This window comes from Roseibium sp. (genome assembly GCF_048260565.1).
GTDB lineage: Bacteria > Pseudomonadota > Alphaproteobacteria > Rhizobiales > Stappiaceae > Roseibium.
Genome location: NZ_JBLXGP010000003.1, coordinates 192,828 through 211,012, shown reverse-complemented (window position 1 = coordinate 211,012; position 18,185 = coordinate 192,828). Strand labels below are relative to the sequence as shown.

Genomic DNA, 18,185 nt, shown 5'->3' with positions numbered 1-18,185 from the left:
GGAACCACCCAAGGGCAAACCGTCGCGGCGGTTCTTTTATCTGTGCGTGCAAACCTTTGATAAGTCGGTCGAACTGTCAGAAACCCTGAATTACAGAGGGAAACAATTATCGCTGTGTCACTGCGCAAACGGGGCTTTCCCGTGTCCGCGTAGCTAGCGCGGCATTCATGGAAATTTTGAAATTTTGTACGTGGGGATCGACACCTGGTCATGAAAAAGAATGTTTCGGCTGAAACGGCAATGTCTTGGCGTCAGGCGGGCGGCCCGAATCGCAGAACCTCGGCAAGAGGGGGCAGTCTGAGGCTTTTTTGCGCCGCGCTGATGACGTCCACGGCTCTGGTGGGCATCGTGCCGCACCATGCCCACGCGGCGGACAAGATCATCGACGGAGTACAGGAGACGATCAACACGCCGGAGACCTTCGAGGATGTGATCGTCGGCAAGACCCTGCCCAGTTCGGAACTGGAGGTCGTCGCGGGCGGGGACGTAACTGCGAGCAATGATATCACCGTTGGAGAAAAGACTGGATCGGAAGGCACGGTGACGATCTACGGCAGCGGATCGAAGCTGACGGCTACGGATGAGTTTGAACTCGGCAAGGCCGGCACCGGCACACTTGATGTCACGGATGGTGGCGCCGTTGACATAGGCGGTAATTTCAACATTGGCCGGGACAGATCCGGCAGTGGCACGGTGACGATTTCCGGTACCGGCTCGAAGCTGACAGCGACGGGCAGAACTTATGTCGGGCGTATCGGCAACGGCACCTTGAATATCACCAATGGTGCCAAGGCCATTTTCACCAAGGGCCCCTACCTGTCCCGCGATCGAAACGCGACCGGCACGGTAACGATTTCCGGCTCGGGCTCGAATCTGACAGCTGCCGGTTTAATGTCGGTCGGCGCCGTTGGCACGGGCGTGCTTACGATCAGCGATGGCGGGACTGCCGAAGTCGGAAGCATGACCATTGGGTCCGGTTCAACATCGGGAAGTTCTGTGACTGTCTCGGGATCCGACTCGGCACTGACGGTCACTAGAACCGGCAATGCATTTGACGTCGGATTTTCAGACACGGGCACGCTGAGCATCAGCGATGGCGGCAAGGTTGTTGTCGGCGGTTCTACCTCCGTGGGGCGCCTGTCAAAAGGGTCAGGAACCGTAACGATTTCGGGCAGTGATTCGAAACTGACATCGGCGGATGATATCTTCCTCGGCACTAGAGGCTCCGGCACATTGAATATAACGAACGGCGGAGAGGCAGCGTCCAGTAAAAATGTCTATTTTGGCAATTACGAGGGTTCGAGCGGCACGGCCACGATTTCAGGCAGCGGATCAAAACTGACGTCGGCGTTAGCGTTTGATGTCGGTAAGGCGGGCACCGGCACACTCAACGTCACGGACGGCGGCGCCGTTGACATAGGCGGCACATTCACCGTTGGTCGGGACAGCTCCGGCAGTGGCACGGTGACGATCTCCGGTAACGGCTCGAAGCTGACAGCGACGGACAAAACGTATATCGCGCGTAATGGCAACGGCACCTTGAACATCACCGATGGCGCCGAGGCCGTTTTCACCAGGGGTCCCTACCTGTCCCGCGCGGGAGATGCGACCGGCACGATAACGATTTCAGGCCCGGGCTCGAAGCTAACGGCTGACGGCTTCACGGTTGTCGGCATCATTGGTACAGGCGTGCTCTCGATCAACGATGGTGGGACTGCCGAAGTCGGGAGCATGTCCATTGCGGCCTTCAGTGGAACAGCGCAGGGATCTGTGACAGTCTCGGGTGCCGGTTCGGCACTGACGGCCACTAGAACCGGTAGTTCATTTGACGTCGGAAGTGCAGGCATCGGCACGCTGAGCATCAGCGATGGCGGAAAAGTCGCTGTCGCCAGCTCTACCCTTCTAGGGGCCACTACAACCGGCTCAGGAACAGTAACGATTTCGGACGACGGATCGAAACTGACGTCGGCAGATAATATCTCGGTCGGCGAAAGAGGCGCCGGCACATTGAATGTAACGGACGGCGGTGAGGCTGCGTCCAGCAAGAATGTCTATTTTGGCAATAACGTCGGTGCGAGCGGCACAGCCACGATTTCGGGCAGCGGTTCGAAGCTGATGGCGGCGTCAGCTCTTGATGTCGGAAAGTTGGGCACCGGCACACTCAATGTCAGCAATGGCGGCTATGTCGATACCGGCAATATATTCAGGATTGGTAACGCCAGCACTGGCAGCGGCACAGTGATGATTTCCGGCGCCGGCTCGAAGATTAAAAATATTTTTGCGACCTATGTCGGCAAAGATGGCCAGGGTACGCTGACCATCAGTAACGGCGGCCGGTTCGATGGCTCAGATGTCGTATTTCTTGGGTACGGTGTCAGTTCGGTTGGGACGGTCACCGTCACGGGTGCCGGCTCAAAAATCGATGGTGGCCTACGGATCGGTGACAACGGCGCTGGTACGCTCACGCTCAGCAATGGTGGCGTTGCCGAGGGGGATGGAAACATCAACATCGCGCGGTTTGCCGGCTCAACCGGAACGTTGAACATCGGCGCGGCATCGGGCGGTGCCGCGGGCGGGGCGGGAACGATCCAGGGGGCGAATGGCGCGAAGGCAAGTCTGATTTTCGGCGCAGGCACCGGCAAACTGGTCTTCAACCATACCGAGACCGACTATGACTTCGACGCAACGGCGTCGGGCAGCGGTACGGTGTTGCAGGAGGCGGGCGTTACGAGCCTGATCGGCGACTTCTCCGGCTTCACCGGCGCGGGCAAGATCAGCGGCGGCACACTCTCCGTCGAAACGGTCTTTGGCGGGTCCGTAAATGTGAATTCCGGCGGCACGCTGGCGGGCACCGGCACCACGGGGAATATCGCCTTCAACGCGGGCTCGTTCTATCAGGCTACGATCGGCGGCAACGGCTTCCTAACCAGTACCGGAACGGCGACCATCGACACCGGCTCTCAGGTCAACGTCGAGTTCGACGACATCTCAAGCGTGGCGATCTGGCAGCCGATCGAGATCCTGACCGCCGCCACGATCACCGGGGAGTTCGGCTCGACCAACCAGGACAACTACCTGTTCCTGAACTTCGACCTCTCCTACGATCCGACCTCGGTCTTCCTGACCCTCAGCCGGAACGGCGCGTCCTTTTCCGACTTCGCCCAGACGCCGAACCAGGTGGCGGTCGCCAATGTTGTCAACGTGCTGCCCAACGGCAACGACCTGTACGACGCCTTCACCACCCAGAAAGACGCGGCGGCGATCCCGGGCATTCTGGACCAGCTGACAGGCGAGGCCCATGCCTCGACCCAGAGCATCGTGATCCAGGACGCCGGTACGTTCCGCGACATCATCGGCAACCGGATCAACGCCGCCTTCGCCACCGCCGGAACCGGCGCCACGTCGCAGGTCTCCACGAACGGGCCGGGTGACGGCCAGCCGGAGAGCCTGCCCGGAGGCGCGATCTGGGGTCAGGCCTACGGAACCTTCGGCCGGCTTGAGGGCAATACCAACGCGGCGGACGTGAAGCGCAGCGCGGGCGGGCTCGTTGCCGGCGTGGAGCGGAACGACTTCTTCGGCTTCAACGCCGGCATCCTCGCCGGCTTCGGCCGCAGCGACGCCCGGGTCAACGACCGCAGTTCCGATGCCGACATCGACAGCTACACCATCGGTGCCTATGCGGGCCGGACCTTCGGCGCGGTTCTGACCAAGGTCGGCACCACCTTCACCTGGAACGATATCTCCTCGCAGCGGAACGTCGCCTTCCCGGGCTTCACCGATACGCTGACAGCGAATTACAATTCCAGAACGTTCCAGGCCTTCGGCGAGGTCGGCTATGCTTTCGGCACGCCTTACGGGATGTTTGAACCCTTCGCCGGTCTCGCGGTCGTGCACCTGGAGACAGACAGCTTCACAGAAACGGGTGGGGCGGCAGCCCTCGGCGTGAACGGCTCGTCGCAGACCCTTGGCGTCAGCACGCTGGGGATGCGGGGAAGCTATCAGGTCGGGGTGCTCAACGACGGCTCGATCCTGACCTTCAATGGCGCGCTGGCATGGCGGCACAGCTTCGGCGACGTGACGCCGTCGGTCACCTCGGCCTTCGCAGCCGGCAGCCAGCCTTTCACAGTGGCGGGTACCCCGATCGACGAAGACACCGCCCTGGTCGAGGCCGGCTTCAACCTGGCCGTCCTGGAACGGGCCGACCTCTCGATCTCCTATCGGGGTGAGTTCGGACAAAGCGCCCAGGACAACAGCTTCAACGCGCGGCTCGGGATCAAATTCTGAGCCGCCGGCCCGGAACGATCTACACGGACAGACCGGACGGCTAAGCGATTTGCGCCTGGATGAGATCCGCGGCGATCCCTTTTGCGGTGCGCGCCGCCTCCGGCATGCCCCGCACATGGGCGGTGACGATCGCGCCTTCCTTGAGAAGGGCAAGCCTTTCGGCAAGCTCATGGGGGTCGGCGGCCCCGGCTTCGCGGCACAGGCGTTCCAGATAGTCGACGATCCGCTGTTTGTGCTCGGCCGCCGTGCGGTGCGCGGGATGCTGCTGATCCCCGAACTCGCTCGAGGCATTGATAAAGGCACAGCCATTGAACCCGAGGCCCTTGAACGCCTGGCCTCGGAACCAGCTTTCCAGCGCATCGAACATCGCCAGCAGCCGCTCCCGCGGATCGGGCGATGCCTTTTCCATTTCGCCCATCAGCCAGTTGCGGAACTGCTCATCCCGGCGATTGAGCACCGCGAGGATCAGCTCTTCTTTCGAACGAAAGTGCTTGTAGAGGGTCATTTTCGCGACACCGGCTTCGGCCAGTATCTTGTCGATGCCGGTGGCGTTGAAACCACTCGCATAAAACAGCTTGAGGGCAGTGTCCACGAGGTCATCCCGGCGTGAGGCCACTTCAGCTTCTCCTTTTCTTATACAGACCTGTCTATATATCTGAAACTTAGAAATTTTGAGTCTCCTTTTCAATATCACGAATTAGTTATTCCAATCCGGATTGAAAATAGACAGACCTGTCTGTATATCAGTTTCCGACGGCACGAAACGTCCACATTAATCCAAAAGGAGAAAGCCCATGTCCCGCATTCAACTCCCCGCCTCGATCGAAGCCGCACCGGCCGCATCCCAGCCGCTGCTTGAAGGCGTGAAGAACCTGCTCGGCTCCGTCCCCAACCTGTTCCGGCTCACCGCCAACAGCCCGGCTGCCCTTGAAGGCTATCTCGGCCTGAACGGCGCCCTGGCATCCGGCACCTTGAACCCGCAGACGCGGGAACGGATCGCCCTCGCCGTCGCTGAGATCAATGGTTGCGACTATTGCCTGTCCGCACATACCTATCTGGCAAAGAACCTGGCGAAACTCGATGAGGCCGAAATCGCCGCCAATCGCGACGGATCTTCTAACGATCCGCGAGCCGACGCCGCCGTCCGATTTGCCGTGAAGCTGGTGCGTGAACGCGGCCGCGTGAGCGAAACCGATGTGTCGGCGGTGAAAATGGCCGGCTACAGCGAAGCGGAAATCGTCGAGATCGTCGCTCATGTCGCGCTCAACACGCTGACCAATTACCTCAACGAAGCCTTCGACACGCCGATCGACTTCCCTGTCGTCAACAGCAAGGCCGCCTGAGCCTGCAAGGCGCCGCGGCCTCCCTGCCCCTCTCCGGGCCGCGGCGCCGCCTTCTGTTAAAAAGGAATTCCACCCATGTCCCGCCCCCCTCTTCCTCCCTTTGACCGGGAAACTGCCAAGGTGAAGGTCCGCAAGGCCGAAGATGCCTGGAACAGCCGCGCTCCGGAGGCCGTTGCCCTGGCCTACACACCCGACAGCCAGTGGAGGAACCGCGCCGAATTCGTAACCGGCCGCGACGAAATCACGGCCTTCCTGATCCGCAAATGGGACCGCGAGCTGGAGTACCGGCTGATCAAGGAGCTATGGACGTTCGCGGACGACCGGATCGCAGTGCGCTTCGCCTACGAATGGCACGACGACAGCGGCTCCTGGTTCCGATCCTTCGGCAACGAGAACTGGGAATTCGCAGCGGACGGGCTGATGCGCCGCCGCATCGCCTCCATCAACGACATGCCCATCCGTGAGGAAGACCGGCTGTTCAAATGGCCGCTCGGCCCCCGCCCGCAGGACCACCCAGGCCTCTCCGACCTCGGATTGTGACAACGGTCCTCACAGGGGGGCCCGTCGCCGAAGTCTGCGTTTGGTAGCGCCGGCGACCAAGGAAAAGGACAAGATCATGCATACCGAACCGTACAACCGCCAAAGCGCCGAAATCGCCGATCTCTCAGCTCTTGGAATGTTCGCCCCAGAACCGGATTTCCCGGAACCGGAATATCCTGACGCGGACGAACCGGAAACCGAAGTGCGGGACACGGACGCCTTCCAGAATGCGTTGTCGATCGTCGCGCATGATCTCAAAGGGCCTCTGGCCAACCTTTCGCTCATCGTCGAGGACATCTCCCGAAATGCACCCGACGGCTCCCGCGAACGCATCGAACGCAATGCCGACAAGGCCGACCTGATTATCGGTCAGCTCTCCAGGATGCTGAGCGCTCTGCTGGTCCGGGCACGCGACGGACGCGACCCGCTGTCATGCGAGCGCGCACCCGTCAATCTGGTCGAAGTGCTTGAACTCGCGCTCTCCGTCAACCAGCCCTACGCCCGGCAGAAATCCATCCGGTTCCGGTGTCGCGCCTTCGACGACGTCACCGTCCTGGGCGATCAGGAACTGCTTTTCGAGGCGTTCGACAATCTGATCGGCAACGCCGTCAAGCACACGAAAGAGGGTGGGACGATCACCTGCGAAACCGGTCCTGCGGAAGACGGCCGCATTTACGTCAGCATCTGCGACGAGGGCCCGGGGTTCAGGGCGTCCGACCTGCTGCGGGCCTTCCGCCCGTTCACCCGTCTGAGCGCAAAGGCCAAAAACGGCGCGCGTTCCAACGGACTCGGCCTCTGGATCACGCGGCTCATTGCCGAGCGGCACGGCGGACGGGTCGAGGCGCGCAACCGTCAAAACAATGCCGGCGCGGAATTGACGCTCTGGCTGCCCGCCGTCGGCAAGCGCGGTACGTAGCAAGCCTTCACCGTAGACCAATATCAGATTTCGGCGCTGCGCCTGCAGCGCCGTCTCCCAAGGAACGCGGACGGAAATCCGGACCTGCCGCGGCCGCAAGGCCGCGAACGGGTGGGCTGTGTCTCAGCCCCGGCTTTCAAACCGCCGACCCGGCAGCGCCGGTAACGAGAGCGCGCTGTCCAACCCACCGAAAAGGAGTACTCGAATGGACCATGAACACGACAACGACTGCGGCTGCGGGGTCACCCCCGAAACCGTGGATCTCGCCCGCCGCCGCCTGCTCGCGGGCGCAGGCGCTGCCGCTGCGGCCGGTGCCGCAGCCCTGGCGACCGGCCCGGCGAGTGCCGCGACCGAAGAAGCCCGCACCCTTTATGCCGATCCGGACAAGCCTGGCCTTCCCCAGATCGACATGACCATCGAGCCGGGCCGCACCGCGCTTGTCGTTACCGATCCCCAGATCGACTTCCTGTCTAAAGACGGTGTCACCTGGGGCGTCGTTGGCGAAAGCGTTACCGAACAAGGCACGGTCGACAACATCGAACGGCTGTTCAAGGCCGCGAAGGCCGCCGGCATGCCTGTTTTCATTTCGCCGCACTACTACTACCCGCACGACCACAAATGGCAGTTCGAAGGCACCCTGGAAAAGACCATGCATTCGATCGGCATGTTCGACCGGCTCAGCCCGCTGTCCCTGGACAATTTCGAAGGCTCCGGCGCCGACTGGATGCCGCAGTACAAGAAATACATTGAGGACGGCGAAACCATCGTCTGCTCGCCGCACAAGGTCTACAGCCCGGCTCAGAACGACCTCAATCTCCAGATGCGCAAGCGCGGTATCGACAAGGTGATCCTTGCCGGCATGTCCGCCAATCTGTGCACCCAGGCCCACCTCTACGACCTTCTCGAGCTCGGCTACGAAGTCGCCGTCGTCCGCGACGCGACCGCAGGCGCAAAGGTGCCGGAAGGCGACGGCTACCTCGCCGCGATCATCAACTTCCGCATGGTCGCCAATGGCGTGTGGTGGACCGACGACGCTGTCGACCGCATCACCCGCTCCGCCTGATCCGCTCCCGACAACCTCTCAGAATTCCAAACTCACAGCACACAAAGGAAACCACATCATGACCCGTAAACACATCCTCGCCGCTCTCGTCACCGCCGCCGCCCTGACGGTCGCCGCACCGGCCTTCGCCGTTGACGAATACAATGTTTCCAACGGCATAACCCTGACCGGAAACCCGCTCGGCATGCACGGCTTCGATCCCGTATCGATGTTCAAGAGCGAAGCGCCCGGCCTTGGCGACGCAGTCCACACCTCGGCGCATAACGGGATCGACTATTATTTCGCTACCGCGGCAACCAAGGAACAGTTCGACGCCAATCCGGAAGCGTTCCTGCCCCAGTTCGGCGGCTTCTGCGCCTTCGGCATCTATGTCGGCAAGAAGCTCGACGGCGACGTGCGCTTCGCCGACATCGTCGATGGCAAACTCTATCTCTTCGTCAACGCGGCGATCTTCAAGAAGTACCTTGAAAACAAGGACGACGTGATCGCCGGTGCCTTCGCCAAGTGGCCGGAAATCCGTTCAACAGCGGTCGGCAGCCTCTAAAAAGGCGTGATAAGAAGTGGCGGGCCTTGATCCTTGAGGCCCGTCACCCGGTCCGGCGACACGGACCAGAATGGGCACCCGTCGTCTACGCAGCCGACCGACTGTCGCGACAAATCCTCAATTCCCTCATTCAAAGCGACATCACACAGACGTCGCACGCCGAACCGCTCCCTGCATTCTACAAATCCCGGTGTTGATCGGCCGTTCTCGATTCGAGGGCGGTCTGTAGGATTTTCAGTAGGGAAAGCAATGGCGCCGGCAAATTTGAAGACTGGATTTTTCCGCAACAAGACCTCCAACCGCTTTGTCTTGCCCGGCCTGAAGCACCTGTTGGCGACCACGGCTCTGACCGTTCTCATGCCGCAATTCGCTCACGCCCAGACCGTAATCGACGGCAGCACCGAAACGGTCAATGGCGGCGGCGGCGGGACTCAGGCAAGCCCCTGGAATATCGGCGACACGCTCACCGTTGGCGACACCGGAACCGGACAGCTCGACATCCTGAACGGCGGCGTCGTGACCAGCGCCGAAGGCCGGCTCGGCAACGCCTCGACCGGCAACGGAACGGTGACGGTGGACGGGAGCGGATCCGACTGGACCCTCAGCAGTCAGCTCTTTATCGGGTACGATGGCACCGGCTCCATGACCGTTTCCGATAGCGCCTTGGTCGACGCGACGTCGGCCGCCACGATTGCGTTCGGGGCGGGCTCCACCGGAACCCTGATCGTGACGGATTCCGCGACTTTGCAAACCGACGGGGCCGTTTATGTCTCGGAAGGCGGGACCGCCTACCTGACGGTTTCCGCCGGCGGCACGGTCAGCGCGACAGGTTCGAGCGGACAGATCCGGATTGCGAATGACGCAGGATCTTATGGTGAGGCCACGGTGACCGGCTCCGGCTCCAGCCTGGAAGCCGCCAACAACGGCTCGATCATTGCCGGATACTCCGGTACCGGCGTGCTGACCATCCAGGATTCGGCAAGCGCAGAGGCTGACGGAGGTTTTATCGGCTATGAGGGTACTGCCACCGGCACGATCACGGTTCAATCGAATGGAACTCTGAACCTGGCCTCGACCGGCACGGATCTGACCATCGGCTATCGGAGCGGAAGTACTGGAACGCTGAACATCGAGACCGGCGGGAGCGCCGATGTGGGCGACAGGACGGTTCTAGGCGACTTCTCGGGCGCTCAGGGCACGATCAATGTCACCGGATCCGGCTCGCAGTTTGAAACGCGTAATCTTTATGTCGGCGACGCGGGCACCGGAACCCTGAACATGTCCGGCGGCACGGTTACGGTGGAATTTCCCATGAGCGTCGGAGTCCAGACCGGCAGCTCGGGCACAGTCACCAATGATGGCGGCACCCTCACCGTGGGCCTTTCGCTGCTCGTCGGTGAGGCCGGGACAGGAACCGCCACCATCAGGAACGGCGGGAGCCTCGGTGTCACCGGCGTCACGCGGATCGGGCAAAACAGCTCTTCAACGGGCCAATTGACGATTACAGGCTCGGGCTCGACCTGGACTGCGAGCGGAAACGTGTCCACCGGCTATGAAGGTACCGGGACTCTCAACATCCAGGATGGCGCCACTGCGAACCTGTCCGGCGAGTTGCTCGTGGGCGACAAGGCCGGCAGCATCGGAACCGCCACGGTTGACGCTGCAACCATGACCGCGAGCGCCATCCTCGTCGGCAGTGCCGGCACCGGCACGATGACGCTGTCCGGCGGCAGCACGGTCACGGCCGACGACCTCATCGTCGGCAACTCGGCGGGATCCAATGGCACTGCGACGCTGACAGGAAGCGGCACCAGCATGAGCCTGTCGCTCGAACTGAACGTCGGGCTTGAGGGGACCGGCACGCTGAACGTCAATAACGGCGGCACGATCCTCGTCACCGACGGCGTGAGGCTTGGCGATCAGACCACAGGCGCCGGCACCGTCAACATCGATGGCGCGTCCAGCAAGATCACCAGCAGTGCCAATACGTGGATCGGCGACGAGGGCACCGGCACTGTCGCCCTGACCAATGGAGCGGACTTCTACGCCGACCTCGTAACCTATATCGGATACGCCTCGACGGGAACGGGTACCCTCACCCTCGACGGTTCGGGAACCTACTGGGAAAGCGGCGGCGATTTCTTTGTCGGCGTTTCCGGTTCGGGCAATGTCTCGGTAACCAATGGCGCAGAGATCGTCGGTGACTACGTCTCTTTCGGCAAGGAACCCGGCTCGTCGGCAACGATTATTGTCGACGGCGCGGGGTCATCCTGGGCCAATACCGGCGATCTTTACGTCGCAGAGCGAGGCACGGCGGACCTGACCATCTCCAACGGCGCCACCGTCAGCAATGCGGTGGCCTATATCGGCTATGACAACGACACCGTCGGCACGGTTATTGTCGATGGCGCAGGCTCGATGTGGACGAACAGCAGCAACGTCTATGTCGGCGAGGACGGCACCGGTACGCTGACGATATCTAATGGCGGGACCGTATCAATCGGCGGCTTGGCCACGCTTGTTCTCGGTAACGCCTCGGCAAGCAGCGGCACGCTGAATATCGGCGCTGCCTCCGGCGATCCGGCGAAGGGGGCCGGTACGCTTGATGCGGCGTTCGTCCAATTCGGCACCGGCACCGGCCTCATCGTCTTCAACCACACCAACACGGATTACGAATTTGATGCCGCGATCTCCGGTGCCGGCCAAGTCGCAGTCTATTCCGGCGAGACGGTGCTGACTGCTGCCAACACCTATACCGGATCGACCGCCGTCTATGGCGGCCTGCTGACCGTCAACGGCAGCATCACCAGCACGGTGTATCTGTCCGGCGGTTCGATCGGCGGCTCCGGATCGGTTGGCAATGTGGCGGTCCAGTCCGGCGGGTCGGTCGCGCCGGGCAATTCCGTGGGAACGCTGAACGCTACCACCGTGATCTTCGGAACAGGCTCTGCTTACGACGTCGAACTGAACGACGGCGGCTTTGTCGCAGGGACCAACAACGACCTGATCAACGTATCGGGAACCGTCACCATCGGCGGCGGCGCGGTCAATGTCCTGCCTGAAAACGGCACTGACAACGGCGCCACCTATACCGCCGGCACCTACACCATCATTACGGCCGCCGGCGGTGTCACCGGCACCTTCGACAGCGTCAGCGACAGTTTCGTCTTCCTGGATTTCAGCCTCGGCTACGACAGCAACAACGTCTACCTGACCTCGGAAAAGATAGCGTTCTTCACCGACATCACCGAAACCGCCAACCAGACGGCAACGGCGGCGGCACAGGAAGCGCTCGGCAGCGGCACCACGGTCTATGATGCTTTGACTGGTCTCGTCGGTGATAACGCCTCCGCCCGCGCCGCCTTCGACGCTCTTTCCGGCGAAGTCCATGCCTCCATCCACACGGTGCTGATCGAGGACAGCCGTTTCCTGCGCAAGGTCGCCAACGACCGTATCCGTGCCGCCTTCGAAAACGTCGGCGCAGGCCAGGGAGCGATCGCAACCCATGGCCATGCCATGAATACGCAGCCGGTCGCAGGCGAAGGCTTCACCGTCTGGGGCCAGACCTACGGGGCGATCGGCTCCTGGGACGGTAACGGCAATGCGGCAACCCTGGACCGGACCATCGGCGGCCTCCTGATGGGCGGCGATCACGCGGTCACCGAGACCGTCCGGATCGGCGTCCTCGCCGGCTACAGCCGCTCCTCGGCCGACGTGGATGCGCGTTCTTCCTCCGCCACGGTGGACAGCTACCATCTGGGGATTTACGGCGGCTCCCGGCTGGGTCCCGTTACCCTGCGCGGTGGCGGCGCCATCACCTGGAACACCATCGACACAGATCGCACCGTTGCCTTTACCGGCTTCTCCGAAACGCTGTCGGCCAATTACGGCGGACGCACCCTCCAGGCTTTCGGCGAGGCAGGTTACGGCATTGAACTGGACCGGGCCCGGATCGAGCCCTATGCCGGTGCCGCCCTGATCCACCTGAACACCGACCGCTTTACCGAGACCGGCGGCAGCGCCGCCTTGACCGTATCGGGAGACGACACGACAACGACCACCACCACCCTTGGTGTCCGGGGTGAAACCGAGGTCGAGTTCGCGCCGTCCCGGATGGCCCTTCTCAACGCGGGCCTTGCCTGGCGTCATGCTTTCGGCGACGTGACCCCGCAATCGGAGATGGCCTTTGCCGGCGGCACTCCGTTCACGATCGCCGGCGTTCCGATCGCGCGTGACGCGCTCGTCGTCGAACTCGGCGCCGGTATCGTCCTGAACCCCGCCAGCAGGATCGGGCTCACCTATTCGGGACAGGTCGGTTCCGGTCTGGCCGAGCATGGCGTGAAGGCATCCGTGGCCATTTCCTTCTGATGAGATCCCGCAATCTTCAAAAACTCTGGCTGGCCGCGGCCGTGACGGTTGCCGCCGCCCGGGGACCGGCACAGGCCTTGCCGGGCGAGGCCAGTTCCCTTCGCGAAACCCATGGCGACTGGACCGTGTCCTGCGTCAGGCAGGACACCGCCACGCTGTGCGCCATGAGCCAGATCCAGGCCGAGCCGAAATCCCGCAAACGGGTGCTGACCGTGGAACTGCAGGCCCAGGCAAACGGCACCGCCAGGGGCGTGCTGATCATGCCCTTCGGCCTGGCGCTCAAACCGGGCGTCTCGCTGAAGATCGACGACAAGGAGGCAGCAGCACCCCTCGCCTACGCCACCTGCCTGCCGGTCGGCTGCATCGTCCCGCTGGAGGCCGACACCGCCCTGCTGTCCGCCCTCAAGGCCGGAAGCACGCTGAACATCAACGCAACCTCCAACGGCGACAACCAATCCCTGGCCTTTTCCGTCTCGCTCACCGGCTTTTCGGGGGCATTCGCACGGCTGGTTGAGCTGGCGGAAGACTAGGCGGAGCCCGCTTTAGCCCCGGAAAAAAGCATTTGAATTTTCAGGAAATGGTGGGCCCGGAGGGACTCGAACCCCCAACCAATCCGTTATGAGCGGACGGCTCTAACCAATTGAGCTACAGGCCCTGACCGGCGGAAAGCGAGGCATGAGCCCTGCCGCGGCGGTGCTTTCAGCTAACTACACCATTGCAATCGGCACGAGCAAGCCTCTTGAGCAGATCCGCGGCGATCCGGCCACGGAAAACCGTATCGCCCACCGGCTATGCGCAGGTTTCGCCAAAAAACACGCTTTGCAGCGCTGCGCGGGTTCTGTACCACAGGAACGAGAGCCTCATTAGCGGAGCCGACATGCAGTCATCCCTGCTCAACCTGACCCTGAGTATCATCCTCGTCGTCCTTGTCGGCTGGCTGCTGGTCGCGGGCCGGGCTCTGCTCCTGCCCTTCGTCATCGCCCTGATCGTCTGGTATCTGATCAACGCCCTGTCCCACGGCTTCCAACTCATCCGGGTGGGTGACCGGCATCTGCCCGGCTGGATCGCCTTCCCCTTGTCTCTCGCGACCATCTTCATTGCCGGCACGTTCGTGTTCGACATGGTGGCTGCGAACCTGGCGCAACTGGCGCGCGACGCCCCGGTCTATCAGGGCCGCCTGGAAGAGGTCTTCGATCAGGTTTCGGGACTTGTCCATCTGAACGACCCGATCAAGCTGGAGGATTTCCTGCCCGACGCCATCGTGCCGAAGCTGGTCACCGCCGGAGCCGGTTTCGTCACCACCGTGGCCGGCTCTGCCTCGCTGGTCTTCATCTATACCCTGTTCCTGCTGCTGGAACAGTCGACCTTCGACCTCAAGCTGGAACGGCTTTTCGCCGATCCGGAAAAGGCGAAATCGGCCTTCGCCGTCAGGGCGGAAATCAACCAGAGCATCCTGCACTATTTCAGCATCAAGACCGCGGTCAGCATCGCCACCGGTGTGCTCACGAGTCTTGTCCTGACCCTGATGGACCTTCCCTATGCCCCGCTTTTCGGCTTCATCGCCTTTCTGCTGAATTACATTCCGACCATCGGCTCGCTCGTCAGCGTGATCTTTCCGAGCCTTATGGCTGTCGTTTATTACGACACCCTGGTGCCGTTTATCGTCATCGCCTCCGGCCTCGGATCGATCCAGTTTTCGATCGGAAACCTGATCGAACCGAAGCTGATGGGCTCGAGCCTCAACCTGTCCGGCCTGGTGATCATGCTGTCACTCGCCTTCTGGGGCTCCATCTGGGGCGCCGTCGGCATGGTGCTGTGCGTACCGCTCACCGTTCTGATCATGATCGTCTGCTCGAAATTCGAGGCCTCCCGCCCGGTCGCCGTCCTGCTGTCGGCCAATGGCGCGATCGCCGATCCGCCCATCGCCGGTCCGGCCAGCGTCCGCGACCACGACGGCGGCTGAGGCGGTATGCGTCCGATGAACATCAGATGAACCGGCGCGTCATCACGCCGCCCCAATCGACCTGCAGCTTCCGAATATCGACTTTCCAAGCCTTAAGAGAGGATCCATGTCACAACTGCTCCGGCTTTCTCACATTTCCCGCCGGCTGCCGAAAGGCTTCCCCGCCCTGCCCGCCTTGCTTCTTGCCGCTGCCATCGCCGGCGTCGGCCCCGCCCCGGCAGCACAGGCGGCGGAAAAGCCCGCCACCATCAGCCTGCAGGGCAAGGGCGAGATTTCCGTTGCCCCGGATATGGCCGTGGTGACGACACGGGTGGTCAATATCGGCACCACGGCGCCCGAAGCGCTCCACGCCAATACCGCCGCCATTGCGAAAGTGATTGCCGACATCAAGGCGGCCGGCATCGAGGCGAAGGACATCCAGACCAGCGGCTTTTCGATCTATCCGCGCTACGAAAACAGGAAAGACGACAGCAACGAACCGCCGAAGATCGTCGGCTACGAGGTGTCCAACGGCGTCACGGTGCGCGTGCGCGCCCTCGACAAACTCGGCGGCATCCTGAATGCCGTCGTCGTCTCGGGCGCCAACTCGGTCGACGGCATCAGCTTCGCCGTCAGCGCCACGAACGAGAAACTGGATGAAGCCCGCAAGGAAGCCGTGGCCGACGCACGCCGCAAGGCGGAGCTCTACGCCGAGGCCGCCGGGGTGAAGCTCGGACGGGTCCTGTCGATCTCCGAAGGCAGCATCGCGGCACCGCGCCCCTATGCTGTGCGCTCGGAAAAGATGATGACGATGTCCGCCGCCCCCGTGCCGGTCGAGGCCGGTGAGGAGACCCTGTCGGCGACCGTCAACATCGTCTGGGAAATCGCGCAATAAGCGGTTCCCCCAATCACGGGCCCCAATCACGGATCCGACTGTCACGGATCGGCGGTCACAGATCGCCGATCCAGATCTGCATGGGCTTTTCCGTTTCCTGCGCCTCGCCCACATCCTGCCAGGGGAAATAGACGATACCGCCGTTCAGCTTGCGGTAGCCGCGCTTGGTCCAGAAGGGATCGAGCGGCGAATAGTCCTTCGGCCTCATCGGGTGATTGTCCGGCCGGATGACGGCGCAAAAGGCGGCTATCGTACATCCCAGAGACCGGGCATGGGCCTCGCGCTCATCGAAGAACCGGTGGCCGATGCCCCGACCGCGATAGCTGGAATCGAGAACGGATTCGGCGAAGTAGAACACGTCGGCCGGATCCAGGCCCGCTTCCTCGAACGGACGGCGGATCGATGAGACCTCGTGAATGAGCGGCTGACCGGTCGCGGCCCCGACAAGTTTGTCGCCGTCAAAGGCGCCGACGATTACCGCCCCGTCCGTGTCCGCGTAGCGTGCCAGATATTTTTCTTCATAGTCGACCGAGCCGTCATAGAGATAAGGCCATTCGCGGAACACGGAAATGCGCAAACCGGCCAGCGCCGGCAGGGCCGGTTTCAGAGCGTCTCCCTTCAGGATCCGGATTTCAATCGTCACGGCAACCTCCTCTCTCCGATATATCATTAGCCGGCTTAATTAATTTCATAAAAACACCCATTGAATCCCTTGCCGAAAATTCGTATGTACGCGGCTCCGGTTTTGATCCGGTCTCATCTGCTGGTTGGGGAGAGCGTAATGGAAAACGTCGCCCTCTTCCAACTGGGGATGGACTTGGAGGCTCAGGTTGAAGAAGGCGTCATGGACGCTGCCGAGCCAAGAAGCACCACCCAGAAGGAAGACGTAAATTCGAACGCGGTCGCTGCACTGGATGCGGAAGATCGCCTGGACCACTTCATCGAAAGACAAGGGGTCCGCTGCGCTGGTGCGCATCTGATTATCGATCTCTATGACGCGGAGCGTCTGGACGATCTCCCCTATATCGAGGAGACGCTCAGGACCTGTGTCGAGGAAGCCGGGGCAACCCTGCTGCACATTCACCTGCATCCGTTCGAGCCGACCGGCGTGAGCGGCGTCGCGGTGCTGGCCGAAAGCCATATCTCGGTGCACACGTGGCCGGAAGCCGGCTATGCGGCCTTCGACGTGTTCATGTGCGGCGATGCCAGGCCGGAACGCTGCGTCGACGTGCTGCGCGAAGCCTTCAGTCCGGGACGCACCGCCGTCTCCGAACTGCTGCGCGGCAAGGAAGTGGCATGAGCAGCGGACTGAAGTTCAACGAGACGCTGCATCCGGGTGTCGAGGTCAGCTACAGCTGCGAGGACATCCTGTATCAGGACCGCACCGAACATCAGGATCTGGTGCTGTTCACCAATCCGGTGTTCGGCAAGGTCCTGATGCTCGACGGCATCACCCAGGTGACGACGGCAGACGAGTTCATCTACCACGAGATGATGTCCCATGTGCCGATCCTCGCCCACGGGGCGGCCCGGAACGTGCTGATCGTCGGCGGCGGCGACTGCGGCCTCGCCGAGGAAGTGCTGAAGCATGCCTCGGTCGAAAAGCTCACCCAGGTGGAAATCGACGCCTCCGTCGTCGAGTTCTCCAGGGAGCACTTCGGGGAGTTCAATGCCGGCGTGCTTGACGATCCCCGCTTCGACCTGGTGATTGCCGACGGCATGAAGTTCGTTGCCGAAACGGACCGGCGCTTCGACGTGATCATCGTCGATTCCACCGACCCGCAAGGGCCGGGCGCCATCCTGTTCTCCCAAGAATTCTACGATTGCGTCCACAACTGCCTGACGCCGGGCGGCGTGCTCGTTACCCAGAATGGTGTGCCCTTTCTGCAGCGCCAGGAGCTGGTCACCAGCATCGAACGGTTTTCGAAGACCTACCGGGACGCGGCCGCCTATATCGCGGCGATCCCGACCTATTTCGGCGGCCACATGGCCCTCGGCTGGGCCAGCGACAATGCGGAGCTGCGCAAGACCCCGGTTGCGGTTCTGGAAGAACGGTTCAAGGCGGCGAACTTCAAGACGCGCTACTATACGCCGGATGTCCACGCCGCCGCCTTCGCCCTGCCCCGCTTCATCCTGGATGCGGTCGAGGAAGGCCGGGCCAAAGCCTGACGCCGGTTCAAACGGAAGCCCGAACAGGGACAGGCCCGATGCCATTTGCCGCATCGGGCTCCCCCCCCGTCAGCGAAAAGCTGTCCGGCCACCATGGTCCGCTGACATACGCCTGTTACAG

The 18,185-nt window shown here is 62.2% G+C and carries 15 protein-coding genes and 1 tRNA gene; 13 read left to right on the top strand and 3 right to left on the bottom strand.

Annotated features, from left to right (window positions below; all coding sequences use genetic code 11):
- Window positions 1–321: 321 nt before the first annotated feature.
- Complete coding sequence (locus tag ACN0SO_RS09180) at window positions 322–4,284, top strand: autotransporter domain-containing protein (protein WP_417676804.1); 3,963 nt, start codon at window positions 322–324, stop codon at window positions 4,282–4,284.
- A 40-nt stretch (window positions 4,285–4,324) separates the two neighbouring features.
- Here the strand turns inward: ACN0SO_RS09180 and ACN0SO_RS09175 are convergent, their stop codons facing one another.
- A complete protein-coding gene (locus tag ACN0SO_RS09175) occupies window positions 4,325–4,876 on the bottom strand; it encodes a TetR/AcrR family transcriptional regulator (RefSeq protein ID WP_417676802.1) in 552 nt (183 codons plus the stop codon).
- Between the two features lie 202 nt (window positions 4,877–5,078).
- Here ACN0SO_RS09175 and ACN0SO_RS09170 point away from each other — a divergent pair, with 202 nt between their 5' ends.
- The 7 genes from ACN0SO_RS09170 to ACN0SO_RS09140 all read left to right on the top strand — a co-directional run bounded on the left by ACN0SO_RS09170 (window position 5,079) and on the right by ACN0SO_RS09140 (window position 13,588).
- Window positions 5,079–5,627: a carboxymuconolactone decarboxylase family protein gene (locus tag ACN0SO_RS09170; RefSeq protein WP_417676800.1), complete on the top strand. Its 549-nt coding sequence runs from the start codon at window positions 5,079–5,081 to the stop codon at window positions 5,625–5,627.
- A gap of 75 nt (window positions 5,628–5,702) precedes the next feature.
- A complete protein-coding gene (locus ACN0SO_RS09165) occupies window positions 5,703–6,167 on the top strand; it encodes a DUF1348 family protein (RefSeq protein ID WP_417676798.1) in 465 nt (154 codons plus the stop codon).
- A 76-nt stretch (window positions 6,168–6,243) separates the two neighbouring features.
- Window positions 6,244–7,083, top strand: a complete 840-nt coding sequence (locus tag ACN0SO_RS09160) for a sensor histidine kinase (protein ID WP_417676796.1) — start codon at window positions 6,244–6,246, stop codon at window positions 7,081–7,083.
- Window positions 7,084–7,288: 205 nt separating this feature from the next.
- The gene (locus ACN0SO_RS09155) at window positions 7,289–8,146 is read left to right on the top strand and encodes a cysteine hydrolase (RefSeq protein ID WP_417676794.1); all 858 of its coding nucleotides are present in this window, start codon (window positions 7,289–7,291) and stop codon (window positions 8,144–8,146) included.
- Window positions 8,147–8,204: 58 nt separating this feature from the next.
- Complete coding sequence (locus tag ACN0SO_RS09150) at window positions 8,205–8,690, top strand: YHS domain-containing (seleno)protein (protein WP_417676792.1); 486 nt, start codon at window positions 8,205–8,207, stop codon at window positions 8,688–8,690.
- 264 nt (window positions 8,691–8,954) lie between these two features.
- The gene (locus tag ACN0SO_RS09145; RefSeq protein WP_417676790.1) at window positions 8,955–13,058 is read left to right on the top strand and encodes an autotransporter domain-containing protein; all 4,104 of its coding nucleotides are present in this window, start codon (window positions 8,955–8,957) and stop codon (window positions 13,056–13,058) included.
- Window positions 13,058–13,588, top strand: coding sequence for an invasion associated locus B family protein (locus tag ACN0SO_RS09140; RefSeq protein ID WP_417676788.1), 531 nt, complete (start codon window positions 13,058–13,060; stop codon window positions 13,586–13,588). Before ACN0SO_RS09145 ends, ACN0SO_RS09140 begins: the two co-directional genes overlap by 1 nt.
- Before the next feature lie 48 nt (window positions 13,589–13,636).
- On the opposite strand, the gene ACN0SO_RS09135 is transcribed toward ACN0SO_RS09140, so the two are convergent.
- A tRNA-Ile gene (locus tag ACN0SO_RS09135) sits at window positions 13,637–13,713 on the bottom strand.
- A 20-nt stretch (window positions 13,714–13,733) separates the two neighbouring features.
- Between ACN0SO_RS09135 and ACN0SO_RS09130 the strand changes: the two genes are divergently transcribed.
- The 3 genes from ACN0SO_RS09130 to ACN0SO_RS09120 all read left to right on the top strand — a co-directional run bounded on the left by ACN0SO_RS09130 (window position 13,734) and on the right by ACN0SO_RS09120 (window position 15,895).
- Window positions 13,734–13,925 carry a hypothetical protein gene (locus tag ACN0SO_RS09130; RefSeq protein WP_417676786.1) on the top strand — a complete coding sequence of 64 codons (192 nt, stop codon included), beginning with the start codon at window positions 13,734–13,736 and terminating at the stop codon, window positions 13,923–13,925.
- Window positions 13,926–13,935: 10 nt separating this feature from the next.
- A complete protein-coding gene (locus ACN0SO_RS09125) occupies window positions 13,936–15,021 on the top strand; it encodes an AI-2E family transporter (protein WP_417676784.1) in 1,086 nt (361 codons plus the stop codon).
- A gap of 106 nt (window positions 15,022–15,127) precedes the next feature.
- Window positions 15,128–15,895 (top strand): SIMPL domain-containing protein, encoded by a 768-nt coding sequence (locus ACN0SO_RS09120; RefSeq protein WP_417676782.1) that lies wholly within the window; start codon window positions 15,128–15,130, stop codon window positions 15,893–15,895.
- 55 nt (window positions 15,896–15,950) lie between these two features.
- On the opposite strand, the gene ACN0SO_RS09115 is transcribed toward ACN0SO_RS09120, so the two are convergent.
- Entirely contained in the window at window positions 15,951–16,538 is a 588-nt protein-coding gene (locus tag ACN0SO_RS09115; RefSeq protein WP_417676780.1) for a GNAT family N-acetyltransferase, read from the bottom strand.
- Window positions 16,539–16,676: 138 nt separating this feature from the next.
- Between ACN0SO_RS09115 and speD the strand changes: the two genes are divergently transcribed.
- Entirely contained in the window at window positions 16,677–17,195 is a 519-nt protein-coding gene (speD, locus tag ACN0SO_RS09110) for an adenosylmethionine decarboxylase (RefSeq protein ID WP_417676778.1), read from the top strand.
- Complete coding sequence (gene speE / locus ACN0SO_RS09105) at window positions 17,192–18,064, top strand: polyamine aminopropyltransferase (RefSeq protein WP_417676776.1); 873 nt, start codon at window positions 17,192–17,194, stop codon at window positions 18,062–18,064. Before speD ends, speE begins: the two co-directional genes overlap by 4 nt.
- The last annotated feature ends 121 nt before the right edge of the window (window positions 18,065–18,185 follow it).